At 48.1% G+C, this 24788-nt stretch carries 20 protein-coding genes; 14 read left to right on the forward strand and 6 right to left on the reverse strand.

Annotated features, from left to right (window positions below):
• Positions 1-91: 91 nt before the first annotated feature.
• On the reverse strand, positions 92-1561 hold the full coding sequence (locus tag MKA69_RS13855; RefSeq protein WP_055029282.1) for a hypothetical protein: 1470 nt from the start codon (positions 1559-1561) through the stop codon (positions 92-94).
• A gap of 66 nt (positions 1562-1627) precedes the next feature.
• The gene (gene deoD, locus MKA69_RS13860) at positions 1628-2338 is read right to left on the reverse strand and encodes a purine-nucleoside phosphorylase (protein WP_305848309.1); all 711 of its coding nucleotides are present in this window, start codon (positions 2336-2338) and stop codon (positions 1628-1630) included.
• Positions 2339-2651: 313 nt separating this feature from the next.
• On the opposite strand from deoD, the gene MKA69_RS13865 reads away from it, so the two are divergent.
• From MKA69_RS13865 to MKA69_RS13880, 4 genes are read left to right on the forward strand one after another with little or no spacing between them, the layout of a single operon-like run.
• Positions 2652-3605: a DUF523 and DUF1722 domain-containing protein gene (locus MKA69_RS13865; protein ID WP_195708041.1), complete on the forward strand. Its 954-nt coding sequence runs from the start codon at positions 2652-2654 to the stop codon at positions 3603-3605.
• Complete coding sequence (locus MKA69_RS13870; RefSeq protein ID WP_055027947.1) at positions 3595-4395, forward strand: MerR family transcriptional regulator; 801 nt, start codon at positions 3595-3597, stop codon at positions 4393-4395. Before MKA69_RS13865 ends, MKA69_RS13870 begins: the two co-directional genes overlap by 11 nt.
• A gap of 9 nt (positions 4396-4404) precedes the next feature.
• Positions 4405-5814: a deoxyribodipyrimidine photo-lyase gene (phrB, locus tag MKA69_RS13875; RefSeq protein ID WP_305848310.1), complete on the forward strand. Its 1410-nt coding sequence runs from the start codon at positions 4405-4407 to the stop codon at positions 5812-5814.
• 8 nt (positions 5815-5822) lie between these two features.
• Positions 5823-6743, forward strand: a complete 921-nt coding sequence (locus MKA69_RS13880; protein WP_305848311.1) for a L,D-transpeptidase family protein — start codon at positions 5823-5825, stop codon at positions 6741-6743.
• 70 nt (positions 6744-6813) lie between these two features.
• Here MKA69_RS13880 and MKA69_RS13885 read toward each other — a convergent pair whose 3' ends face one another.
• Complete coding sequence (locus MKA69_RS13885; RefSeq protein ID WP_001038492.1) at positions 6814-7062, reverse strand: Lpp/OprI family alanine-zipper lipoprotein; 249 nt, start codon at positions 7060-7062, stop codon at positions 6814-6816.
• 328 nt (positions 7063-7390) lie between these two features.
• Here MKA69_RS13885 and MKA69_RS13890 point away from each other — a divergent pair, with 328 nt between their 5' ends.
• From MKA69_RS13890 to MKA69_RS13915, 6 genes are all read left to right on the forward strand, one after another.
• Positions 7391-8737: a DEAD/DEAH box helicase gene (locus MKA69_RS13890; protein ID WP_305848312.1), complete on the forward strand. Its 1347-nt coding sequence runs from the start codon at positions 7391-7393 to the stop codon at positions 8735-8737.
• Positions 8738-8932: 195 nt separating this feature from the next.
• Positions 8933-10933, forward strand: a complete 2001-nt coding sequence (locus MKA69_RS13895) for a S9 family peptidase (RefSeq protein WP_305848313.1) — start codon at positions 8933-8935, stop codon at positions 10931-10933.
• The gene (locus MKA69_RS13900) at positions 10933-13074 is read left to right on the forward strand and encodes a TonB-dependent hemoglobin/transferrin/lactoferrin family receptor (protein WP_305848314.1); all 2142 of its coding nucleotides are present in this window, start codon (positions 10933-10935) and stop codon (positions 13072-13074) included. Before MKA69_RS13895 ends, MKA69_RS13900 begins: the two co-directional genes overlap by 1 nt.
• A gap of 9 nt (positions 13075-13083) precedes the next feature.
• The gene (locus tag MKA69_RS13905; RefSeq protein ID WP_305848315.1) at positions 13084-15384 is read left to right on the forward strand and encodes a proprotein convertase P-domain-containing protein; all 2301 of its coding nucleotides are present in this window, start codon (positions 13084-13086) and stop codon (positions 15382-15384) included.
• The gene (locus tag MKA69_RS13910; protein WP_305848316.1) at positions 15381-16820 is read left to right on the forward strand and encodes a DUF1566 domain-containing protein; all 1440 of its coding nucleotides are present in this window, start codon (positions 15381-15383) and stop codon (positions 16818-16820) included. The genes MKA69_RS13905 and MKA69_RS13910 overlap by 4 nt, the downstream gene beginning before the upstream one ends.
• Positions 16817-17380 carry a DUF1566 domain-containing protein gene (locus MKA69_RS13915; protein ID WP_055027942.1) on the forward strand — a complete coding sequence of 188 codons (564 nt, stop codon included), beginning with the start codon at positions 16817-16819 and terminating at the stop codon, positions 17378-17380. The genes MKA69_RS13910 and MKA69_RS13915 overlap by 4 nt, the downstream gene beginning before the upstream one ends.
• Positions 17381-17465: 85 nt before the next feature.
• Here the strand turns inward: MKA69_RS13915 and MKA69_RS13920 are convergent, their stop codons facing one another.
• Positions 17466-19109 carry a methyl-accepting chemotaxis protein gene (locus MKA69_RS13920; protein ID WP_305848317.1) on the reverse strand — a complete coding sequence of 548 codons (1644 nt, stop codon included), beginning with the start codon at positions 19107-19109 and terminating at the stop codon, positions 17466-17468.
• Positions 19110-19479: 370 nt separating this feature from the next.
• On the opposite strand from MKA69_RS13920, the gene MKA69_RS13925 reads away from it, so the two are divergent.
• From MKA69_RS13925 to pstB, 4 genes are all read left to right on the forward strand, one after another.
• On the forward strand, positions 19480-20301 hold the full coding sequence (locus tag MKA69_RS13925) for a phosphate ABC transporter substrate-binding protein (protein WP_305848318.1): 822 nt from the start codon (positions 19480-19482) through the stop codon (positions 20299-20301).
• A gap of 78 nt (positions 20302-20379) precedes the next feature.
• The gene (gene pstC, locus MKA69_RS13930; protein WP_305848319.1) at positions 20380-21300 is read left to right on the forward strand and encodes a phosphate ABC transporter permease subunit PstC; all 921 of its coding nucleotides are present in this window, start codon (positions 20380-20382) and stop codon (positions 21298-21300) included.
• A 5-nt stretch (positions 21301-21305) separates the two neighbouring features.
• The gene (gene pstA, locus MKA69_RS13935; RefSeq protein WP_055031288.1) at positions 21306-22169 is read left to right on the forward strand and encodes a phosphate ABC transporter permease PstA; all 864 of its coding nucleotides are present in this window, start codon (positions 21306-21308) and stop codon (positions 22167-22169) included.
• Positions 22170-22197: 28 nt separating this feature from the next.
• On the forward strand, positions 22198-22953 hold the full coding sequence (pstB, locus tag MKA69_RS13940; protein WP_000858875.1) for a phosphate ABC transporter ATP-binding protein PstB: 756 nt from the start codon (positions 22198-22200) through the stop codon (positions 22951-22953).
• A gap of 48 nt (positions 22954-23001) precedes the next feature.
• Here pstB and MKA69_RS13945 read toward each other — a convergent pair whose 3' ends face one another.
• The gene (locus MKA69_RS13945; RefSeq protein WP_158119136.1) at positions 23002-24102 is read right to left on the reverse strand and encodes a GGDEF domain-containing protein; all 1101 of its coding nucleotides are present in this window, start codon (positions 24100-24102) and stop codon (positions 23002-23004) included.
• A complete protein-coding gene (locus MKA69_RS13950) occupies positions 24099-24566 on the reverse strand; it encodes an oxidoreductase (protein ID WP_032470212.1) in 468 nt (155 codons plus the stop codon). The genes MKA69_RS13945 and MKA69_RS13950 overlap by 4 nt, the downstream gene beginning before the upstream one ends.
• Positions 24567-24788 lie beyond the last annotated feature (222 nt).

The following is a 24788-nucleotide window of genomic DNA, read 5'->3' on the forward strand; positions in this document are numbered from 1 at the left end:
TTAAACACGAATTCATGTGAAAAAACGGACACTTTTATCAAGTCATTCGACAATAATTGGTGCTATCTCACACTCTGTTCTTCTAAGCAATTTAGGACAAAAGTTCCTTTAATGTTAGAGGGTGCTGCGATAAACCTAAGTTTTGTGCTGCCGTGAATCCGTGTTTATCTTGATAGCATAAATTATGCCATGCACGGAAAATATCCAATAAGGGTTGGATCCCTCCCGGACGTAGTTTGCGACGAGGTTCATTAACAAACGATTCAAACAGTAACTGGAACCGGTTTTGATAGTATTCGATTTGTCGAGTAGAAGCGTGCTGTAACCAGTGCTGTGGGTCAGGGTTGTTGCCCGCTAGGTAGCAGACCCCTTTAGCTTTACTACCAGAGTGGGCGATGGCCCAGCGATCTCGCCACCACCCCATATGCACGATATCGGTCTTGTCGAATGAGGTTGGAGCTTGCCAATCTTGGTCTTCTTCTACGTACATTAGGTCAACATTTTGACGTTGAATCCGCGATAGGCTGACGCTCAATGCTGCCGAACGTAGTAGAGGATCTTGCGGCATGAAAATCGAAACCCGTTTTTCAGGATCACACATATCCAACACATGTAAATAATGGGCATAAGAGGTGTAGGGGGGACGGATCACCGCGCCTTTCGATGGGTAGTGGAATTGAGCCATATTACCTAATGGGTCTTCCACATTGCCTCGTGCCAAAATCAGTTGATAGCGGTTATCGATACGTTCACGCAGTGCTGCGCTCTCTTTGTGAGTGAAAGCTTGTGCTTCAACCAAATACTCACGGGGTACAAAGCGAGCGGGGGTTTGGTAGGGATCGTGATCCACGCTGCCGGTTGGATCTTCATTGGCAGAGTAGTTGAGATGCTGGCACAGGATATAGCCCGTTTTGGCATCCCCAGTCGCTACCCAAAATACTCCGTTGCCGCTGTGTGCTTGTAACGGTTGATAGTGAGAAGCAAATTGGTAAGTGTTGGCATGATTGACCCAGCGGGCATCAATCATGGCGAGTTTACGCCGACAGCGGCTCGCGATATGGTCAAGGTGATCGTAAAACGTTTTCGGATTAATTGAGAGCTTACGGCAAATTTCACGTACCGAATAACCTGTAAACAGTAACCCGAGCAGAGATTCTTGGAAGTTGAGTTTATGATTGGCGCCTGACCATTTATCCACAAACGTCGAGTGACAGGCTTTACAACGATAACGTTGGCGATCGCCGCTATAACCGAAGGCATGATACAACTGCTTATGAGTATGTACGGATAAACTGGCATTGACGCAAGCCGGATTATGGCAAGCGGGTAGCCCTTCGCTGTGCAGTTGACGCAAGCGGTGCAGTTCATTCACCACTTCGTGATTATTAAGTAAGGGGGGGAAAGCTCCACATTCACGACAAACCATCGCTGGCCGTTTCGGGTTTACGCGCTGCAAAACGTAATGCTTTGCCTCACTCAATCCAAAGTTGTCACACGCCAATGTTTTACAAAAGTTGAGTTGTAAACCTTCTGCGTCCGGTGGTAGTTGGTCGTTAGGCACGATCTCCCCCTCGGGGTATTTCTGACCGTCAGGAGTATTTCAGCCTGACGGTGATGACAAGATAAATTAGATGTTGATTGCGGTTTCAAGCGCCACTTTCATCATGTCGTTAAAAGACTTTTGACGATCTTCAGAGCTGAGTTTTTCACCACGTAAGATGTGGTCAGACACCGTCAGAATGGTCAGCGCACGTGCGCCAAGATCAGCGGCAACACCGTAGATGCCAGCCGCTTCCATATCCACACCTAAAATGCCCAGCTTCTTCATTTTTTCGAAGATTTCTGGCTCTGGGGTGTAGAACAAATCGGCTGAAAATACGTTCCCTACTTTTACAGGAACTTGTTGAGCTCGCGCTTGATTTACTGCGGTTTCTAGCAAGTCGTAATCGGCGATGGCGGCAAAATCATGACCACTGAAGCGGATACGGTTTACTTTTGAATCGGTGGATGCGCCCATACCGATCACCACATCCATCAGTTTGACATCGTCACGCACGGCACCACAGCTACCGATACGGATGATGTTTTTCACACCATATTCAGCAATTAATTCATGTACATAGATGCTGCATGATGGAATACCCATGCCATGACCCATCACCGAAACTTTTTTGCCTTTATAAGTGCCGGTAAAGCCAAACATACTGCGCACATCGCACACTTGCTTCACGTTTTCCAAGAAGGTTTCCGCAATGTATTTCGCACGCAGCGGATCGCCTGGCATCAGTACGGTTTCAGCAAAATCACTGGGTTGTGCGTTAATGTGTGGGGTTGCCATGGTTATTCTCCAATTCAATTCAGCCAATACATTGATTACGAATCCTGTTGGCTGAGGATTTATCTGTTGCGCCAATACTAGCCACTATGGATGGGGCTCCTTGAGAGCATCGTCACAAATTACTCTCTTTGGCTCCGGATATCTCCAATTGATAACCAAATATGTTGAAACTGATAAGGCAAGCGTTGAGCCAATCGTTTGGTTTTATGTACCTGTCTTTGGTGTACAAAAATAATATTTGTACAGCACAAAATCACGTGCTATAGATCTTGTACATAAATTTTTATTGTACAGATAAGTGTTGGAGACTCGTATGCCGACCACACCACTCAAAATTGGCATCAGTGCTTGTCTTCTCGGAGCCAAGGTTCGCTTCGATGGCGGGCATAAAATCAGCCATTTCGTCACGGATGAACTTTCACGCTACGCGGAGTTTGTGTCTGTCTGCCCTGAAATGGGAATGGGTCTACCGGTGCCACGTCCGACGCTGCGGCTGTTTTCAGAAAATGAACGTATTGCATTGGTGGAAACCAAGGATGGAACGCGTGACCATACCCAAGCGTTAGAAAGTTACTCACAACAAAAAGTGGCAGAACTTAGCAACGCGGAACTGTGTGGCTATATCGTCTGCGCGAAATCCCCCAGCTGCGGTATGGAACGAGTCAAAGTGTACAAGCGCAATAGTGCCGAAAAAGAAGGGGTGGGGATTTACACTCGCATCTTAATGGAGAAAATGCCGTGGTTGCCGGTTGAAGAAGATGGTCGCCTGCATGATCCGGTATTGCGTGAAAACTTTATTACACGGATTTACTGCCTACATGATTTTTATACCAGTATGGGGGAAGCTCCGAGTGCAAGGAAAGTGGTTGAATTTCATTCACGCTACAAATTGAGTTTGATGGCGCATCATCCCGAGTCCTACCGTGCTTTGGGAAAATGGGTGGCCAATGTGAAGCAGTACCCATTGGATCAGTTTATTGAGGAATATCGTTTAGGTTTAATGCAAGCGCTCGCGCACCCCGCGAGCCGTAAAAACAACACCAATGTGTTGATGCATTTACAAGGATATTTCAAACGCTCACTCAACAAGCCGCAAAAAGCGGAGTTAGCGCAGGTCATCGAAAGTTACCGCTTAGCTGAACTGCCTTTGCTCGCCCCCCTGACTTTATTGAAACATTACCTCGCGTTGTACCCCGATCCGTATCTGGATCAGCAACGCTACCTCAATCCTTATCCTTCGGAGTTGAAATTACGCTATGGCTTGTGATGAAAAACACTACGCAATACGTGAAGTGGCGGAAATAACGGGCGTAAAACCAGTGACGCTACGAGCGTGGCAGCGTCGGTATAACTTGGTACAACCTGATCGCACTGAAAAAGGCCATCGCCTATTTACAGAACAAGACATCGAGATGATCCGCCAGATCCAAAGTTGGCTAGCAAAAGGGGTGGCGATTGGCAAAGTGGGCGCTCTATTACAAAGTGGCACACCAGAGGCGGAATTTCTCCCGCAGTCAGTGACGCAGTTGGAAGAGTGTGAGGTGCTATTGACCGCTTTGGCTGCGTTGCAACGCTCTAAAGCTGAGCAGGTTATTGCCACTGTGCTGAAAGAGTATCCGCTAGAGGTGATGCAAAACCAATTTATACACCCAGTGTTAGAAGCGTTAGAACGGGTGAAAGGGCCGCTGCGCTCACTGCAAATGGGGTTATTCCGCACTCTTATGCTCACTAAATTGGCGTTTGTGCTGGATGCCGAAAATAAAGCGGCCAGTAAAGGCAAATGTTTGTGCCTGAGCTTGGACGACGCCGGATCTCTTAACGCATGGCTGTGGGCGCTGACATGGGCGGAAAAGGGCTACCAAGTGACTTTGCTTGAAGCCGTTGACGATATTCGTGGCTTACAAGACCATGTTGGATTAGCGCAGTTTCATATACTAGCCCTACATGCTCATCGCCCGTTACCCGCTATTCAGCAATCGGCATTGACGCATTTGCAGCAGCAGTTTGGTCAACAATGCGTGTTATCTGAAGTATTACAGCAGCTTCAACAGCAGTAAGGTATCCGTATGAAATTAGTTTGGTTTCGGCGCGATTTGCGTAGTTTGGATAACACAGCGCTAAGTGCCGCGATCGCGAGCGGCGAACCTGTCGCCGCAGTTTATATTGCAACACCGGCACAGTGGCAACAACATCATGTAGCGCCGATTCAAGCCGATTTTATCTGGCGGCGGTTAGGCGAACTGCAACAAGAACTCGCCGCACTTAATGTGCCGCTGTTATACCAACAAGTGGCGGATTTTAAGGCCGCTGCAGAGGCGGTGAGTCAGTTGGCAAGCAAGCTGAATGCCACGCAAGTCTTTGCCAATCGTGACTATGAACTCGATGAGCAGCAACGCGATAGACATACAGAGCTGTTGTTGGATGAGCGAGGCATTTCGTGGACTACGTTTGATGACAAATGCCTCCTTCCCCCCGGTTGCGTTCGTACCAAGCAAGGCGAACACTTCAAAGTGTTTACTCCGTTTAAACGCGCTTGGTTGAGTCTGTTTCAGCCGCCTATCATTGCCAAAAATCAGCCTGCGGAGCCATGGACGCTGTCAAGTGAATGGGCAAGTTGGGTTTGGAATTCAGCACAAACATTCGATTACCCAAGAGTCGATAGCCAATCATGGCCAGTCGATTTTGAAACCATACGTAATCAATTGCGCGATTTTTGCCGAGAGCAAGTGCAGAATTACCATCAGCTGCGTGATTTTCCAGCGCGCGAAGGGACGAGTGTGCTCTCGCCCTATCTGGCGATTGGTGCGTTATCGGCACGACAATGTGTGGCTCGTCTGTATCGAGAATCTTCGATGGGGGCGCTTAGCGAGGGGGCGCAAGTCTGGTTAAGTGAGCTGATTTGGCGTGAGTTCTATCAACACTTAGTGGCGATTGAACCCAACATTTCAAAAAGTCGTGATTTTCATGAATGGGGTTCGCGACTTGAATGGTGGAACGATAACGAAAAATTCCAACGTTGGTGTGAAGGAACCACCGGTTATCCGATTGTTGATGCCGCGATGCGCCAGCTTAATCAAACGGGATGGATGCATAATCGGTTGCGCATGATTGTGGCGAGTTTTCTCACTAAAGATCTGCACATCGATTGGCGCTGGGGCGAGCGTTATTTTATGAGTAAGCTGATCGATGGTGATTATGCGGCCAACAACGGTGGCTGGCAGTGGTGCGCTTCCACGGGTTGCGATGGACAACCGTATTTCCGAATTTTTAACCCAGTCAGCCAGGGGGAGAAATTTGACCCACAAGGTGAATTTATTCGGCACTGGGTACCTGAGTTACGCTCAATGTCGGCCGCGTATATCCACCAACCTTGGACTTATCCTGCGGTCAATAGCGTGTCATATCCTGCGCGACTAGTTGATCATAAACAGGAAAGAGAAGTAACCTTACGCTTGTATAAAACAGCGAAGGGATAATCAGCAGTATGTGGCAGAAAGTTTGGGCAATCGGTTGTGCGTGGGTCATCAGTTACGGGGTGAATGCTGCTGTGTTTGAGTTGCCGGTTGAAGGCAGCAGTATTGTCGGCAATACGCAGTACCATGAAATTCAAAAAGGACAAACCCTGTCGGACATTGCTAAACAGTACGATATTGGTCTGCTAGCGTTGATGGCCGCCAATCGTGGGGTCGACCCTTTTTTGCCACAAGAAGGCTTCGTTCTTGCGATTCCTGCCCAAATTATCCTGCCTAAAGTTCCGTATGAAGGGATAGTGATTAATCTGGCTGAGCTGCGTCTTTACTACTTTCGTCCTGATGAAGGGAAAGTGCATATTTTCCCCGTTGGTATCGGTCGGATTGGGCGTGATACCCCTGTAATGCAAACGTCCATCAGCAGTAAGCGCAAAAATCCGACTTGGACACCGCCGGAATCGATCCGTAGCGAACATAAAGCCAAAGGGGATATTTTACCCGCCGTGGTACCAGCAGGACCGGATAACCCACTGGGGGATTATGCGATGCGATTGGCTTATGGATCGGGCGAGTATTTGATCCACGGCACCAACAAAGATTTTGGGATCGGTATGCGCGTGAGTTCAGGCTGCATTCGTATGGATCCGAAAGATATCGAATGGTTATTTCAGCAAGTGGAACGTGGTGAGAAAGTTCGTATTATTAACGAGCCGATCAAAGTCGCATTAGAGCCGGATCGCAGTGTGTTTATTGAAGTGCACGAACCTTTAACGCGCAGTGACGGTGTTAAACACGCCTTAGTGATGCCACAAGAACTGAACTGGTGGTTAGACGAAAATAAAGTCTCAGATGCTAAAGCGCGTGCCGCTATTTTGGCGCAAAATGGTGTGCCGGTCGAGATTGCACCGCCCGTTTGGGAGTCCGCCGAGCAGTAATGGCTATTTAACCTCAGAGAAAAAAGAGCCAGCAATTGCTGGCTCTTCAATTCGGTCAATGACTCAGAAATTACTTGGTGTAAGACTGAGCAATGTTGTCGATACGTTCATTTGCGCGAGCAGCTTCTTCTTGAGCAGCTTTAGCTGCTTCAGTTGCTTGATCCACTTTTGATGTCAGTGCAGCAACTTGCGAGTTCAGTTCGCTGACCTGATTGCTGATTTCGTTCATTTTTGCAGTGGTAGCTTCATCAGGACCAGAGGCGCAACCCGCTAGTAGAAGTACGGAAGACGCTGCTGCTGCGATTAACATCTTGTTCATAGAGAACTCCTTAACTTGGTAAAGTCGGTATCAGTTACGTCCTATACTTATGAGAAATTAAAATATGGACGCTTCAATTGTAGTCGCTATTTTGCGCAAAACTAGCCCTCAAAAGTTAAAAAAATCCAAGAATTTGACAATGAATCAATAAATTGTCGGGCATCTTATTTTTTAGATTATGGGTTGAGGTTTTTGTATTGGATAGACTTATTCATTTTGGGATTATTTTATCCCTCGACTATCTATGAACGGGTGAGTTGCGTTATCATAATGGGCTTTTTCGTGATCTACTTCGTACTTTTAAACAGAACCAAAGATGGAGAATACTTTGCAATTTAAAGATTTAGGCTTAGATAATCGCTTACTGAAAAATCTAGCGCATTACAATTTCAAACAAGCGACAGAGATTCAACAACAGGCGATTCCGTTAACGATTGCCGGGCGCGATTTGTTGGCTTCATCTAAGACAGGTTCGGGCAAAACGTTGGCCTTTGTGCTGCCGATGTTGCACAAATCTTTAAAAACCAAAGCATTTTCGGCAAAAGATCCTCGCGGCGTCATTTTGGTTCCAACTCGTGAACTGGCAAAACAAGTGTATGGTGAACTGCGTTCTATGCTTGCAGGTCTTAGCTATACGGCGACATTAATCACGGGTGGTGAGAACTTTAACGATCAGGTAAAGGCGTTAGCTCGTGGTCCTCGCTTTATTGTGGCTACGCCGGGACGTTTAGCCGATCACTTAGATCACCGTTCACTGTTTCTGGAAGGTTTAGAAACGCTGGTGTTGGATGAAGCCGACCGTATGCTGGACTTGGGTTTTGCCAAAGAGTTGCGCCGTATCCATAACGCCGCGAAGCATCGTCGTCGTCAAACATTGATGTTCTCTGCAACTTTGGATCACGCCGATGTGAATGACATGGCGATGGAAATGCTCAATGAGCCAAAACGCATCGCGATTGGCATTGGTAGTGAAGAGCATAAAGACATTACTCAACACTTCTACCTGTGTGACCATTTAGACCATAAAGAAGCCTTGTTGGATCGCATTCTCGCAGATGCAGAGTACCGACAAGTGATCATCTTTACCGCAACGCGTGCTGATACCGATCGCCTGACAGAAAAACTTAATAAGAGTAACCTCAAAGCGGTTGCGTTGAGCGGTAACCTAAACCAAACACAGCGCAACACCATCATGAGCCAGTTTGAGCGCACCGTATTTAAGATTTTAGTGACCACCGATGTGGCTTCTCGTGGGCTTGATATTCCGTCGGTCACCCATGTAATCAACTTTGATATGCCAAAACATACGGAAGAGTACGTTCACCGTATCGGCCGTACAGGTCGTGCGGGTAACAAAGGCGATGCGATGTCACTGGTTGGGCCTAAAGATTGGGATAGTTTCAAACGAGTAGAAGCTTTCTTACAACAAGAAATTCAGTTTGAAGTGCTGGAAGGGCTGCAAGGTAAGTTTAAAGGCCTAAAACCACGTCAAGCGATGCCTAAAGCTGCGCCAAGTAAACGTGTGAACAAAACGAAAGCTCCGGCCAAAGCGAAAAAACCAGTTTCGCGTGATAAGAGTTTCTATCAAAACGTTGCAGTGGGTGATTCGGTATTTATTCCGAAAAAGAAAGTGGCACCGAAGCCTGAACTTGATCAGGAAAATGAGATCGAATAATTGCTCGAACTTGAGCTAAGCTTGAATAAAAACCGCCTTTCTGGCGGTTTTTTTATACCGAAAAAAGCCTATCTATTGAGTTGGGGTTGACGAATAGACGTTTTACTCTAAATTAATGCAAATGATAATTGATCTTGTTTGTATTTGTGCTAGAGTGGCGACCGATTTTTATTTCTTATAGTAATCACTATTTCGATGAAACTGCTCAATGTATTGGCGCTGACGACATCTCTGTCGGTTTTTTATGCCTACGCAGACAATTCCTACCAATGGCTTCGTGATGACTCCCGTTCTGAGCCTCGTGTGCAACAGTACCTGCGCGATCAAAATGCGAAAGCCGATCGCTGGTTTGAACCGCATAATTCTGAGATTCAGGCATTGGTCGGAGAATGGCAACAAACGGCGCAACATAAAGCGCCATCTCCGGCATTGATCCGATCGCATCAGCAGTACAACGATATCCAATGGAATGGCGATAGACAGTTGGTCAAACTCAATGCACAACATGAGGTAAAACCACTTCTTAACCTCTCAGTGCGTGCTGATGCCTTTGATTACTACCAATTAGCCGCGTGGATGCCGGATACCTCAGGAGAGTGGATTGCATTAGCGGAAGATACCCGCGGTGACGAGCAGTTTAGGATCACCTTAGTGCATGTAACCGATCGTACCGAGCGAGTTATCTCTACAACTGCGAGCACTTACTTTGCTTGGGCTCCTGATGGTAAAAGCCTTTATTACTTATCCAATTTGAATAGCACCACTCAGTTGCAACGTTTTGAGTTAGCGAGTGGCGAATCCACTCAGCTTGGTGAGTGGCGATCGGCTGAGTGGCTATTTTCGCTCTATTCTGCCAGTAATTCGCGTTATATCGTGATACAGCAAAATAATGAAAACGCGACCCAACAACGTCTTTTGGATACGCAAACGGGTCGTTTGATGCCATGGTTGCGCAGTGCCGAAGAGGGTGTGGAGTATTACGTCGATGTGTTGGGTGACACGCTTTACATCAACAGTAATCATCAAGGGACATTCCAGCTTTATCGCCAACCATTACCGCAAGCGGAGCTGAATTGGCAACCGTTCATCACACACAAAGAGATAGGCTCACTGAGCAATTTTTATTTGTTTGATGCAGGAATTGTGTTGGTGGAAGATCAATCCTTAGCACCGAAAATTTGGGTTCTCGATTACCAAGGCGAAGTGCGTACTCACTTTGATTTAAAAGCGTTGGGACAAGTGGCTTGGATTTCCCGCAATGGTGATGCATCTAGCAATCGCTTGCGAGTGCGTGCGATGTCGATGACCGAGCCAGCCAGCTGGCATGAATTGGATGTAGCACAGTTACAGTGGCAAACGTTAAGTCAAGATAGCTACGCGGGGTTTGACTCTGCTCAATATCAAACTCATACGGTTTGGGTTGCGCAAGGCGACATTAAGGTTCCTGTTACGTTGGCGTATCGGCGAGACAAGTTAACACCAAGCAGCAGTGTGGTGCTGTATGGCTATGGTGCTTACGGCGTGACGATGAAGCCCTATTTTATGCCGCAAATTGTCAGCTTGCTTGATCGCGGCATGATCTACGCGATTGCTCATGTGCGTGGCGGCGGCTATCTCGGTGAAGCGTGGCATCAAGCTGGCGCTGGACTGAATAAACAGAACGGCATTGACGATTTCCTTGCGGCAGCTCGATTTTTGACGAATTTTGATCAAGGTACACGAGCCATTTATGCCATCGGCGGGAGTGCGGGGGGGACGTTAGTCGCCGCGGCGCTCAATCAGCAACCTGACGTATTTGCCGGAGCTGTACTGCAAGTACCGTTTGTCGATGTGCTCGCCAGTATGAGTGATACCAGCCAAACATTGACCGCCCAACAGTATCAGGAATGGGGTAACCCTACGCTGCCGGAACAGCGCCAAGTCATGGCCGCTTATGATCCGGTGAGCAATCTGCGCGCGGTGGCTTATCCACCGACATTAGTCAATGTCGGATGGTGGGATAACCGAGTGCCTTATTGGGAAGGGGCTCGTTATCTCGCTCGTCTGAGTGACTTGTCACAAGGAGCGGGACCTTACCTTTTATCCACAGATTTTCAGGCGGGTCACGCCAGTGATCGGCGCCAAGCGCTCGAAAAACAGGCGCGTGAATATGCTTTCTTTCTCACCTTAGATAAAAACAGAAAAGCGGGGCAGTAATGAAGCTTTCTCCAGTATCAGCTGCGGTACTTAGTGTACTCGCGGCGGGGTTCGCTCATGCCGAATCTGAGCCTAGTCACTACGAAGAAGTGGTGGTAACGGCCAATCGAATTGAACAACCGTTGTCAGAAGTGGCAGGTTCAGTCGCGGTGCTTGAAGGGGAAACTCTTGAAAAGCAAGGCAAGACTGAATTGTATGATGCACTGAACCAAGAGCCGGGCGTGAGCGTCACTGGCGGCGCGGGGCGTCCACAAAATATTACGATTCGTGGTATGACCGGCAACCGCATTGCGATTGTACGCGATGGAGTACAAAGCGCTGATGGCTATGGCGCAGCCGATATTAACGACAAATATGGTCGCAATACCTTTAGCTTGAGTCAGGTCAAACAAGTCCAAGTCGTGAAAGGGGCAAGCTCAACGCTATATGGTTCTGGTGCGATTGGCGGAGTCGTGATTATTGAAAGTAAAACGCCGGAAGATTATCTGCATGGTCGTGACTATTACGTCGATGCCGCGTTGACTTACAGCGGTATCAGCAATCGTTACCAAGGCAGCCATGCGTTGGCGATGCGCCGTGGCGATGGCGAAACTTTGTTGACGGTAGACTATTGGCAAGGTGAAGAAACGCGTAACTTTGAGCAGGATTTGTATCACCGTGAAGTGGAGGGTTACAACCTCGCACTTACTCACCATTACTGGTTGAACGATGCGTTGCGTTTGAAAACCCGCTTAGAATATTTTGATGATAACGCGCAACGCCGTGAAGGTTCCGCTTCGATCCAAAAAGACGATAAATGGGATTTAGTGACGTTTAATGAATATCAACGTAGCCAGACGCGCCTGATAAGCGTCGGCGCGGATTATGATGCTTACTTGGCTTGGATGGATACGCTGGAAGGGAAACTTTACTGGCGCAGTACAAATAATATCACCCAAACGAACCGTTTAATGTCGAACGATCTTTCTGGCTCGGGCATCCTTTCCTATCGTCGTGAATTACGAGATGAAGGGTTTGACGATGCCGCGTTAGGGGCCACGCTCAATGCGCAAAAAGAGTGGCAACAGGGAGAACAGTTGCACCAGGTTGCTTATGGAATGAGCGTTGATGGGCATGATTATCAACGTCCCAAAACCATGCGTGTGATTGAATCGTCGGGCGAGCAGCAGCAACCGGACGAGCCTTTTGCGCCCGCACGCGAGTATCGTTTTGGTGTGTATGGGCAAGATCACCTCACGCTCGGTGATTGGGCGTTGACGGCAGGTCTACGCTTTGATGCACAAAAACTGACCCCAAAAAGTGCCGATCGCATTCAAGGTTACAAAGTGGTGACGATGGGCAGTAGCGAATGGTCGCCGAGCGCTTCCATTGCCTATCAATGGCATCCAGAGTGGAACACGTACCTGAGCTATAACCACGGTTTTCGTGCGCCAAGTTACGATAAGGCCTATGGCGCAAGCGATCACAGTTTCGTTCCCCTGACGCCATTTATGATCAAACCCAACAATAAGTTGCGCGCTGAAACCAGTGACAGTTTCGAGTTGGGCAGCAAATACGACAATGGCCAGACTCAGCTCTATGCGGCGGTGTTTTATTCCCTCTTCGATAACTTTATCGATGTTAAACAAATCGGCTATGACGACACCACGGGTTCAGTGATCCAGCAGTACCAAAATATCGCTGGAGTCAAAACCTACGGGGCTGAAATGTCGTTAGTTCATCGCTTAGATGAGCGTTGGAGCTTTGAAAACAAACTGGGATATGTCAACGGAAAAGATGGCCAAGGCCAATATGTTCGTACCTTGACACCCTTAGAAGGCAATGTGCAGATCAACTACCAACGTGAGCAGTGGGATGCATACAGCCGCCTGAACTGGGCGAGTGCCATGAACCGAGTCTCCACCTGCGTCACAGAGCAAGGTAGTGAAACGGAATGTGCGACTACTGCCGGTTGGGTGAGTTGGGACATGGGGTTCAACTACCAATGGAACGCTCAATGGAGTGCCAGCTTCAACGTGGTCAACCTACTTGATAAGGAGTACATCCGCTATCAAGACGTCGCGGGCGTGGCGCAAAGTGACACGCGTTATTCCACTGAGCCGGGACGCTATTTCACCCTGCACGCTAAATATGTGTTCTAGGAGTTAACGATGAAATCAATACTAACTCTAACGTTAGCCAGCCTGTTCGCACCGCTGACACTGGCGGCACAGTGGGATTATCCAGCCACAAGCGATAAGGTGCTTAACGATGCGGAGGCATTAGCTTTTGTGCAAAAGTATTACCCGCAAGTTGGGCAAGCTGCGCTGCGTTACCATAAAACCAGCTTGTTAGGCACACACTACAACTTTGATTTGACCCAAAATGGTGAGCCACAAGGGCAAAAGACGATTGTGCTGTCCACCGACAAGCTGGGTAACGTCACACGAGTGTTTAAAAGCTTAAACGATACCGTGTTGGTTAACGGCGTGCCGAGTGTGGCCGCTGAATTGGTTGCCCCACAACGTTTAACCGCGCTTCAACCACCAGAATTAACGGCGGGGACTTTGGTTAAGGTTCAAGTCTCGATTGTCGACCCGGATCTGCGCACTATGGATGGTTTGGCGGCTCCTCTGATCCCTTGGTCAACGATAGAGGACTACCCTAACCCCGCACAGTATGTTCGAACCCAAGTGTCATTGCTTCAATCGGGTGGTCGCTATTATCTTGCTAACGAGCAAGTAAAGATGGTCGATGCGCAAGCGATCCAAGAGAAAGCAGCTGACAGTGCGGTTTACACCGACAGTGATGTGAGTTTGTTAGAGGCGAAAGGTGTGGTGAGCTGGGATTCGATTGCGTCACTACAAGCGACTCAGTTAGCCGATGAAGGCTTTGCTCACCTGATGGCGTTTGTGCATCTGGATCGCTCGTTGCAGTATTTGACGTCACTAGGTTATTCACTCTTTGAGAAAGCCGATGGCTCCGGTTTGCAACCTGTACTGTTTGATGCCGCGGCACTGTCAACCAATAACTCGTCTTATTATGTGGGACCGAATGCCATTTTATTTGGACAAGGAGGCTCTCCCGATGCACTGGATGCCGACATCATCTGGCATGAGTTTGGTCACGCGATTCATTACCAGATCGTGCCAGATTGGGCGTATGGACACACGGGGGCGTTAGGCGAAGGCTTTGGCGATTATTGGGCAGGAGCGCATAGTTACCGCAACCAATTTGAGCAGGGCAAAGCATTTGAAGTTGATACTCTTTTCAACTGGGATGGCTATTTTGGAACGACCATTTCCACTCGCAGTCTGGCTAACTTAGCGGCGCGTTATTATTCAGCCGGTGATTATCGTGCTCATGAACATGAAGCGGGTTACTTGGGGGATGAACTGTGGTCAACACCGCTGTTTCAAAGTTTGAAGCAATCGGTGGAGCAGTATGGTGTGGGTGCCTTTGATGAATTCAACACGGTGGTGTTGGAGTCGATGTTTGGTGTCGGGCGTGGGGTGCTGATGCACGATCTTGCGCAAAACATGCTGTATGTCGCTAACGCACTTTATCCAGACAAAGACTATCAGCAGATCTTACAGCGCAATCTTCAGCATCATGGTTTGCTTAAAGCACCGTTTAAGGTGGCTTTCGCTAAGCAATATCTTGATCCGCAGGCAAGCCAAAACATCTACGTGAAGGCGGCTGAACGTTCTGCCAGCACCCAAGCAACGGTGGTGATGGCGGGTCAAACCCATACGTTCAGCCAAGAAAATCTGGCGAGTGCGGTGTGGCGCTTGCCTGCTCCAAGCCGTTATGAATGTGGTGTTGCGACCTCGGTGCAAGTCGATCTCCGTTACCAATATGCCCAGCATTTAAGCGCACAAACTTGGCAAGCAGAGTTACCGGTAGTGTTTGGTATTCCACAAATGGATCACACCTTCACTGCGATTGACTCAAAGTTGCGTGATGCGCAGTTGGGTGACGATGGCAAACTTGCTTCCGGCTTCAAAAGTTACAATTTCTTCGTAGATGGAGAAGCTCGCACGGTTGGCGACGATTTTGCACTGCGCTTAAAACTCAATCACAGCAATATGCAGGATCTTCGTATCACCTTGATTTCGCCTCAGGGTACTCGGGTGGAAATCCTCAATAATCAAACGACGCCTGTTGCGCAATTGGATGACTACTGGGTATTGGCTCACCAAAAGGCGCTACAAGTGTTGCGCGGTGAGCGGTTAGATGGCTATTGGCGTTTGGAAATCCTCGACAATGTGGCGGGCAACACCGGCACCTTGCAGCTGTGGGGAGTAGGACAAGTTAAACGCTATACCTGCGATAAAGCAACGCAAGAGCAGAACAAACCGTTAGAAGAGGAAGACATTGCCGCAGGCGGCACGTCCTTGAGCGGCGTATTGCTGCTGTTACTGAGTGTTTTTCACCGTCGTCGTTTGGCGAAAAAAGGCAATCAACAATGAAATTTCACAACACTTTGATGTATAGCGCGCTGCTGTTGGTGGGCTGTGGTGGTGGTGAGGAAACCACGGATGTGAGCTTACCGGAGTACGTGGTCTCTGGGGCTCTGGTCGCACAGCAAATCGCCCTGAACAGTAAAATTTGCTTAGACCATAATCAGAATTTTATGTGTGATGATGGTGAGTTAACGACACAAGCCGATAGCGATGGCCGCTTCACTTTGCGCAGCGTGGATAAATCTCTCTACTCGCTACCGATTTTGGCCGAGATCAGCGGGAGTGCCGCTCGCTCCACCCACCCAACCTCATCCCGCATGGTGTTAGCCGCTCCTGGGCTCAATCGTGCCGGAGAGCGAGTGATTAATGGCGTGAGTACGCTGTTCGCCGCATTAATGCTCGCCGGTTACACCGAGCATGACGCACTCACTTTGTTTGTTGGGCAATTAGAACAACGTGGCATTGTGGCCACGCGTGATTTGCGCTCCCTGTTGACTGACAATGCTTTGGCGCAGCTCGAAGCCAATATGTTGGACATGTTGTCGCTGATCGAACCTGAACTACGCCCACAAGTGTTGGCTGCCTTGGCACAAACGTTTGGTGAAGAGGATCCGGGCATTGTGCACAACGCTTTGGATGACGCGCAATTAACGCAGTACGTTGCGCAGTTGGCGAAACGAGTGCCTCGCCAAGTGCCGTTAAATGACACAGGGTTGATCACCTTTTATGAAGAAGGGGGCGTAGTCGGTTATGTCCCCAACAGTGATTATCCGGAGCAGGATGCCGAATACGGTCGTGATGCCCAATTGGGCAAAGCTGGCTTTACGTTCAGTAAGCTAGACGCGGCAGGGAAACGGCTGAGTGAGAGTGCGAGTGAGTGGTCTTGTGTGCGTGATGAGGTGACCGGATTGGTATGGGAAGTGAAAAGTGCGGATCCGGCCTCGACCAACGACAAAGAACGGTTATTCGCCCTCGAAATTCCCGGCCGCTTTAGCCCTTATGCTGACGATTTGGCCGAAGCGAGTTGCAGCAGGGTCGGTGATGCTTTGTGTACGACCGCACAATACATTGAACATTTGAACCAAACCGCGCGTTGTGGCATTCGCCAGTGGCGTTTACCCACGAATACCGAGCTATTCAATCTGTTTGATTTTGGTGATATGGGCGAAGACGCGCAGGCATTGAGTGTGGCGTATTTCCCGCAGCAGAGCCAAAACCAAGATTACTCTGGGCATACATGGACTTCGGCACTGAGTCATACCAATTACGCACTCTCTTTGAGTGAAGGTGTGAAGAACTATAAAATTATCAGTCACTTGGGCTTGAATAAGGGAGAGTTAAGCATACTCGAGGTTTATAACCAAGATCAGGCAGCCGATGCGGGCTCCTCCTTGGTACTGCCTGTGCGTATGGTGGCGGATGTTGTGGAGGTAGAAGAATGAGAACGTTCTCAATCGTGACGATGTGGCTGACATTGAGCCTGCCCGTTATGGCGCAAGAGTGTGCCAGTGATATTCCGCGCAGTGCGCCCAATTTGCGCTATGTGTACAGCACTCAAGGCACCGTGAAAGATTTGTACACTGGGTTAACTTGGATGCGCTGCACCTTTGGCAAAGAGTGGAATGCCGCGCAAGGGCGCTGTACGGGGCAGGTGCAACCCTTGCGTTGGCAAGCGGCGCTGCAAGAAGTGCAAGCGATCAACCATCCCGATAGTCGCCACCGTTTGCATCAGTTTGCGGGGGTAAAACAGTGGCGTATGCCCAACATCAAAGAGCTTAACAGTTTGACCGAGCACGCCTGCTTTGCACCTGCGGCGAATGAAACGGCATTTGCCTCTGGCTTAGTGACCGAAGTTGGCAATTTATCGGGTTATCTGTGGAGTAACACCATGCGTATTGAGCGTGAACAAGCTTGGGTATGGGATGCGATCAATGGTGAACTTTACGCATACTCGATTCACGGTTATGAAATGGGGATGCTACTGGTATCGGAAGACGAATAAACCCAAGTGCGAAACGGATACGCTGAAAAGTAACAAGGTCTGGGTAAACCAGACCTTTTTTATGTCATAAAGAGCAGCGAGTTATTTACACGCGGAAATACTGAAGCTGCTGGTGTTGCTGCTCAGCGAGATCAGAAAGCTCATGACTTGCCGCAGCGGATTGGGTGATACCCGTAACATTTTGGCTAACCAGCTCATAGATGTTGCTTAGGTTACGGTTGATGTCTTTGGTTACTTGGCTTTGCTCTTCCGAGGCGGTCGCGACTTGAGCGTTGATCTGCCCCAATGCGGTGATCGCGTGATTGATCTCGGTCAGCGATGCACTGACTTTTGCCGCCAACGCTTGGTTTTGCTCAAGCAGGCTTAAGCTTGAGTGCATACTGCTGTTGGCAGTGTTGGACTGGTTTTGCAGCTCTTCAATAATGGTTTGGATCTCTTGCGTTGAGGTTTGGGTGCGAGCAGCCAACATGCGCACTTCGTCGGCGACCACGGCGAAGCCGCGTCCACTTTCTCCTGCGCGCGCCGCTTCAATCGCCGCATTCAAAGCGAGCAAGTTGGTTTGCTCTGAAATACTGCGGATCACTTCGGTCACGTTACCGATACGCTCCGACTGATCTTTGAGTTGATTGACCACTTGCGCAGCTTCTGTAAGCTGATCGGCCATTTTGGCTGTGGCGCGATTGCTCTCTTCAAACATGCGCAAACTTTGTGAGGCAAGCTGGTTAGCTTGTTGGGCTGCACCATCCGCACTGTGCGCATGGTCGGTGACACTTTGCGCGGTACTTTGCAGCTGATTGACGGCCGAAGCGACTTGCTCGACTTCTTGCTTTTCTTGATCGGAGTTAACACTGGCTTGCGTCATCACCGTCGCTAATTCGGTTGAGGCAGAAGCAACATCGGTACTGATGCGCACTAAGCTCTCTACCGTTTGGCGCAGTTGAGTCACCGTGGCGTTGACATCACGGGCCAGAAGGGTGATTTCGTTATTGCCCTCTTCTTGGGCTTTAACCAGTAAATTACCTTTTGCGATTTCACGTACAGTTTGTTGCAACTGACGAATCGGAGTGACGATGATGCCTGCCAGTAGCCAACTGCTTAGCGCGGCGACCAGTAAAATACCGATTAAGGCAAATGTGGATTGAGACATCACCGAATCGTGCTCGTGTTCACTTTCATCAATCGTATTCATGGCCACTTGATTTAAGCGATTGGATAACACATCGATGGCTTTAATCATCTCATTGCCCACCTTGCGATACTCGGCGGTGGCCTGTTCATACTGAGCGGTAAACCGCTCGTCTTTCTCTTGGTCACTATGCTCGATATTCAGTAACGGGATCATGGTTTGAATCGAATAATCCACATAACGCTGCATCGTTTGTACGAGCCCTGCGACTTCATTTTTTAGTTCGGGATTATCATCAAGGCTGCGCAAGAGCGCCAAGTTTTCAGTTTGTTTTTGCTTGAGAACATTAGGAAGGGCGGTGACTTCTGCGGGGCGGAACAGGCTATAAATGGCGCTGATGCGCATCGCATATGTGTTATCAATCAAGGTGGTGAGATTATCTTTATCGGTAATGAGTTGTTCGGTGGAGACGGTAACTTGGTGGAAGGCGGTTTTTAAGCTGGAGGTACTGAAGGTAATGCCAATGATCAGTAACAACAGAGTGAAAAATACCGGTACTACAACCTGCAGCTTGATGGACAAGCCACTGAGTAACTGGCGCATGGTGATCCTCTTCTAAAAAATGTTAAGAATAATTATCGTTATTTGAAATAAATGCCCATCGATAATAAGCATCGGAGGTGAGATTGCAATCGCTTGCAAACCTTAAGTTGCCACAAAAAGTTGACTAAAATCACGCTTTTAATCTCTGCTTGTCGATAGAAGAAATATTTAATTTCCGTGGTTAATTTTTTGTTTCAAGCCTGATAAAAACTGGGGTGAAAACGCTATGTGTGTGGATTTTATGAACAATAAGTAGGAGGTGTCATAGAGGGTTCAATTAACTGAAACATAATTGTCATATTCGCAGCCTAAAGTGAGCCTCGTTCAAGTGAAACACAACGGCAACAAAGCCACTTATAGGAAATTTGTGATGAAAAAGACAGTAATCGGTGCTATCGCTCTTATGGGCGCACTTGCAGTAACTCCAGTTATGGCGAAAGAGACAATCTCAGCAGTGGGCTCAAGCAGTGTTACTCCGCTGATGGAAGTGTTTTCTGAAACTTACGCAAAAAAGAATCCTGAAGTTTTCATTGAAGTACAAGGCCCAGGTTCTTCTGCGGGTATCAAAGCCGCAAAAAATGGTAGCGCGGACATCGGTATGTCGTCGCGCAATCTGAAAGATTCTGAAAAAGAAGCAACACTGGTTGAAGAAGCGATCGCGCTTGACGGTATCGCGGTGGTTGTTCACCCAAGCAATGCAGTGAAAGGCTTAACCGCTGAGCAAGTTTCTGAAATCTACAAAGGCGAAATCACCAACTGGAAACAAGTCGGTGGTGAAGATAAGCCAATCGTTGCGATCACTCGTGATACCGCTTCGGGTACTCGTGGTGCTTTCGAAGACATCATGGAACTGAAAAAGAAAATTGCAGATAAAGAAGTATCAGCCATTTCTCAACGTGCTCAAGTGGCAAACGGCAACGGCGCACTGAAAACTATGGTCGCTTCTAACCCTTATGCGATTGGTTATATTTCGCTAGGTACTGTTGATACTTCAGTTCACGCATTGGCTGTTAACGGTGTTGAAGCGAGCGTAGATAACGTGAAAAACGGTACTTACAAAGTCTCTCGTCCGTTCCTCGTTCTGTACAAACAAGACAAGCCATCTGCGGAAGCGAAAAAATTCCTAGAGTGGATGCTGTCTGCTGACGCACAGAAGATTGTCGCTGACAAAGGCTACATCGCAGTTAATTAATTTGTTCCACACTCTTTTCCCGACCCAATTTGGGTCGGGTACTTTGTTTACATCGACCTTAGTTCGATAGGTGATTTTATGACCATCGCAACAAATAGTGACAAGCTTATGGATAATACCTCTATGCGTAGTCTGCGTGAGCAACGACGTGTTGACTGGAAAGAACGTATCTTTCACGGTTTGTTTCTCACCAGTGCCGTGATCGGGATTGTTTCCCTTGGCATCATTGCTTACTTCATTGTTCGTGAAAGTATCCCTGCTTTCCAAGAGGCTGGCGTAACCGGCATTGTACTTGGACAAGACTGGTTACCCCCTGCGCTGTACGGTGTCGCGACTATGATTGTCGCTTCTGTCGTCTCAACCTTTGGTGCCGTAATTGTGGGTGTTCCGGTTGGCGTACTCACTGCGGTTTTCATTGCCGAAGTGGCTCCTAAACGGGTGGCCGATGTGATTCGTCCTGCGGTTGAGCTGCTTGCTGGTATCCCTTCTGTGGTGTACGGCTTCTTCGGTTTGGTGATCATCGTTCCGTTGATTCAAAACGTGTTTATCGTTCCTGCGGGTAACACGATTCTGGCTGGGATTATCGTACTGGGTGTGATGATTCTACCCACGGTGATTACGGTGTCTGAAACGTCGATCCGCGCGGTACCTCGTGCCTACAAAGAAGGCTCCCTGGCTCTCGGTGCATCAAGTATTTACACCATTTTCAAACTGTTGGTTCCTGCCGCTCGTTCGGGGATCATGACGGGCGTGATCTTAGGTATCGGCCGCGCTTTGGGTGAAACCATGGCGATCATTATGGTGATGGGTAACGCACCAGCGATGCCAGAAGGCCTGCTCGATTCAGCACGTACCCTAACGGCCAACATTGCGATTGAAATGTCATACGCGAGTGGCGTGCATGCCAATGCGCTTTACGCAACGGGTGTGGTGTTACTGGTGTTTATCATGATGTTGAACGCGGCATTGTTGTATTTGAACCGTGAGAAAGCGAGGTAATGGCTATGGATCGCGTAAAACTCAAACAAGCGCGTGTATTGAAAGACAATATCCTGCGTGCTTTTATCTGGATTTCTGCGGCACTGACGGTGGGTTTCCTGTTCTGGATTATCTGGTACATCTTGTCGAACGGTTTGCAGCACGTTAACTGGAAATTTATTAGCGATAACTATACCCACACGGGTGATGAGCACGGTATTTTCCCGATGATCATCTCCACCATTTACATGGTGGTGGCTTCCATTGCGGTGGCAGCGCCAATCGGCATTATGACGGCGATTTACTTAACGGAATATGCCAAAGTGGGCAGCCGTTTAGTCAAAATTATCCGTTTCTGTACTGAGTCACTGGCGGGTATTCCCTCGATCATTTTCGGTCTGTTTGGGATGACCTTCTTCGTGGCAATTTTGGGCTTAGGCTTCTCAATTCTCTCCGGTGCATTAACCCTGAGTATTTTGATCCTGCCAGTGATTATCCGCACCACGGAAGAAGCGTTAATGTCGGTACCACAAACGTACCGTGAAGGTTCTTACGGTGTCGGCGCTTCAAAAATTTACACCATTCGTCGGTTGATTTTGCCAAGTGCAATGCCGGGGATTTTAACTTCTGTCATTCTGAGTATTGGTCGTGTTATCGGGGAATCGGCTCCGGTATTTCTGACGGCAGGTATGGTGGCACGTATCCCAGATTCTTTGTTGGATTCTGGTCGTACCCTAACCGTTCACCTGTACAAACTGACCACAGAACTGTTCACCATTGAAGAATGGAATCAAGCGTATGGCACCGCCACGGTGCTGATTGTGGTGGTGCTGCTGATCAACATGGTCACCAAACTCATCGCCAAACGATTCAATACTGCGACGTACTAAGTCATTGACAGAATTTAGAGATAACACAATGAAAACGACCAAATTCAATATCGAAAATCTTGACCTGTTTTACGGTGAGAACCAAGCCCTCAAATCGATCAATCTGCCGATCCCAACCCGTCAAGTGACGGCGCTGATTGGCCCATCAGGTTGTGGTAAATCCACCCTGCTACGTTGCCTGAACCGAATGAATGACCTGATCGAAGGGGTGACTATCACAGGTAAACTGACCATGGATGGCCAAGATGTGTATGGCAATATCGATGTGTCAGACCTACGCATCCGCGTTGGCATGGTTTTCCAAAAGCCAAACCCATTCCCAATGAGTATTTATGAAAACGTGGCGTATGGTTTGCGCGCGCAAGGGATTAAAGACAAAAAGCATCTTGATGAAGTGGTTGAGCGTTCACTGCGCGGTGCCGCATTGTGGGATGAAGTGAAAGATCGCCTCAAGTCTCACGCGTTTGGTTTATCGGGCGGCCAACAGCAGCGTCTGTGTATTGCGCGCACCATTGCGATGGAACCCGATGTGATTTTGATGGATGAACCGACTTCGGCACTTGACCCGATTGCGACCCACAAAATTGAAGAATTGATGGAAGATCTGAAGAAGAACTACACCATCGTGATCGTGACACACTCGATGCAGCAAGCGCGCCGTATTTCCGACCGCACCGCTTTCTTCTTGATGGGAGAGTTGGTGGAGCACGATGACACCCAAGTGATCTTCAGTAATCCACGTGACGACCGTACTCGCGGTTATGTTAACGGGGATTTCGGTTAAGCCTTATTTGATGGAATTATAACTATAAGCGATGGTAAATTTTGCCCCTCACGATGAGGGGCTTTTTTGTAGGAATTTCATTTCATACATGTTTTTATCGGCTAAAAAGATCAGCTGACTTAGGTTGGTGGTATCGAGCGGGTAAGTGCTGACTCCGATACTCGTGTTGAGCTTGGCACGTAAAGAGCCATTTAACTCAAACTCTTGTTCAAAGCATTGTTTGATCATGCGCTGCATCATCATTTGCTCTGTGGTGTTGATGCTACTGAAGATCAAAGCAAATTCATCGCCCCCCATCCGAAACACACGATAATCGAACGTAGGAATTGAATGACTCAAACGATACGCGACCTGTTTGAGCACCGCATCCCCCATCTGGTGGCCATAAGTATCATTAATCTGTTTAAAGCCATTGAGGTCGAGCAGAAACAGTGAGAACCCTCCGCTGCGGCGATGGCGTTCTAATTCGCTGAACATCGCAGTGCGGTTTTCTAATCCGGTTAATGGATCGGTTAGGGCTAAAATACGGTGGAATTCGGCCTCTTTGTGCAAAATAAAACTCACCAACCCCACACACCCAAACATCAATAGCATCAGCATAAATTGGATGCGGCTAAGGTAGTTAACCTGCTCTTTCTGCGCGGTGTACATCGGGCTTTGTACCCCAAAAGTACGGTTAATAAACTGGATGAAAATATCGAATTCTTGCTCGGCCGCTAACATAAAGGTTTGTAAGCTGTCGGGATCTTTTGCTGCCAACAGTAAAGGCTCAAGCTGTTTAAAACGCGCGAACGCCGCTTGGAAATATTCACGAGTGTGAGACATTCCGATGATGCCATCCGCTTCTGGGCTACTAAGGATGAGATCAAAGCGACTCCATGTCAGCTCGTATTTCACCATGACTTGTTGGCGTGTGCTATTGGACTCCAGCAAGTAAGGAGACAACGCAAGCATTTCGGTAAACTCTTTGTTGAGCTGAAACAAAAACCAAATCGCTTGATTGGTTTGCGAAGAGTAGGACTTAGACAGATCGCGCGTAGTATTCAGTAAATACAAATTAGCCAGAATTAGGATCGCCGACATGACGATCAATAGCGTCTTAGCATGCAAAATCAGGGGATGCAGCGTTTTCTGGGTTTGTGTGTTCATGGCTTCTTATGAATCAGAATATGACTTATCTGCCAAACCATATGAGTATAGTAAATCGGATTGTTTAGCTTCGGATTTTTGTCTAGGTTGTACACCAACCAAAAGGGGCCTTTGTTGCGAATCTTCATTTCTGTTCCGTCTAGGTAGTAAGCCACAATCGGTTCATATTGCTCAATGTCGGCTATCGAGATATTTGCAGCATAGTCATTGAGCGCGATAAAGGTGACTGAGCTGACTTGATCTTGTTGCAAATAACTCAGAAGGTCACTCACTCTGAAACCAGTGAATTGATGCTCACCTTGTAGCCAGGGTAGTTGAGTTGAGAAAGAAACCTTGGGTAAATCTGTGCTTAACTGCTTGAGTGAAAAAACCTCAGGCGGGTCATTTGCCAGCTGTATCGATATGTCCGACGAATAAGCAAAAGAACTGCACAATAAGGTCAATATCAGCCACATCCATCTCATGATTCTTTATTCCGTGCTGTTTGACAGAGCTCCCAACGCTTCTCCATACAAGGCTTGGAGAGTGGGAGTGATGTTAGTCGCGTGCCATTTCACCTTGAGTTGCTGATGGGTGAGCAACGTTGAGCGTTGGAGTTATGACAACACGATGAGTTAACAACCATTATTTGGTTGAATTATAGGCGGAGTTGGATGATATGAAAATCACTGATATTAATAAAATTG

Source organism: Vibrio sp. AH4, assembly GCF_030710545.1.
Taxonomy (GTDB): Bacteria; Pseudomonadota; Gammaproteobacteria; order Enterobacterales; family Vibrionaceae; genus Vibrio; species Vibrio metoecus.

Coding starts and splice junctions, on each gene's coding strand:
- deoD (WP_305848309.1), bottom strand. CDS start 2,338: ATGGCAACCCCACACATTAACGCACAACCCAGTGATTTTGCTGAAACC.
- MKA69_RS13865 (WP_195708041.1), top strand. CDS start 2,652: ATGCCGACCACACCACTCAAAATTGGCATCAGTGCTTGTCTTCTCGGA.
- MKA69_RS13870 (WP_055027947.1), top strand. CDS start 3,595: ATGGCTTGTGATGAAAAACACTACGCAATACGTGAAGTGGCGGAAATA.
- phrB (WP_305848310.1), top strand. CDS start 4,405: ATGAAATTAGTTTGGTTTCGGCGCGATTTGCGTAGTTTGGATAACACA.
- MKA69_RS13880 (WP_305848311.1), top strand. CDS start 5,823: ATGTGGCAGAAAGTTTGGGCAATCGGTTGTGCGTGGGTCATCAGTTAC.
- MKA69_RS13885 (WP_001038492.1), bottom strand. CDS start 7,062: ATGAACAAGATGTTAATCGCAGCAGCAGCGTCTTCCGTACTTCTACTA.
- MKA69_RS13895 (WP_305848313.1), top strand. CDS start 8,933: ATGAAACTGCTCAATGTATTGGCGCTGACGACATCTCTGTCGGTTTTT.
- MKA69_RS13900 (WP_305848314.1), top strand. CDS start 10,933: ATGAAGCTTTCTCCAGTATCAGCTGCGGTACTTAGTGTACTCGCGGCG.
- MKA69_RS13905 (WP_305848315.1), top strand. CDS start 13,084: ATGAAATCAATACTAACTCTAACGTTAGCCAGCCTGTTCGCACCGCTG.
- MKA69_RS13910 (WP_305848316.1), top strand. CDS start 15,381: ATGAAATTTCACAACACTTTGATGTATAGCGCGCTGCTGTTGGTGGGC.
- MKA69_RS13915 (WP_055027942.1), top strand. CDS start 16,817: ATGAGAACGTTCTCAATCGTGACGATGTGGCTGACATTGAGCCTGCCC.
- MKA69_RS13920 (WP_305848317.1), bottom strand. CDS start 19,109: ATGCGCCAGTTACTCAGTGGCTTGTCCATCAAGCTGCAGGTTGTAGTA.
- MKA69_RS13925 (WP_305848318.1), top strand. CDS start 19,480: ATGAAAAAGACAGTAATCGGTGCTATCGCTCTTATGGGCGCACTTGCA.
- pstC (WP_305848319.1), top strand. CDS start 20,380: ATGACCATCGCAACAAATAGTGACAAGCTTATGGATAATACCTCTATG.
- pstA (WP_055031288.1), top strand. CDS start 21,306: ATGGATCGCGTAAAACTCAAACAAGCGCGTGTATTGAAAGACAATATC.
- pstB (WP_000858875.1), top strand. CDS start 22,198: ATGAAAACGACCAAATTCAATATCGAAAATCTTGACCTGTTTTACGGT.
- MKA69_RS13945 (WP_158119136.1), bottom strand. CDS start 24,102: ATGAACACACAAACCCAGAAAACGCTGCATCCCCTGATTTTGCATGCT.
- MKA69_RS13950 (WP_032470212.1), bottom strand. CDS start 24,566: ATGAGATGGATGTGGCTGATATTGACCTTATTGTGCAGTTCTTTTGCT.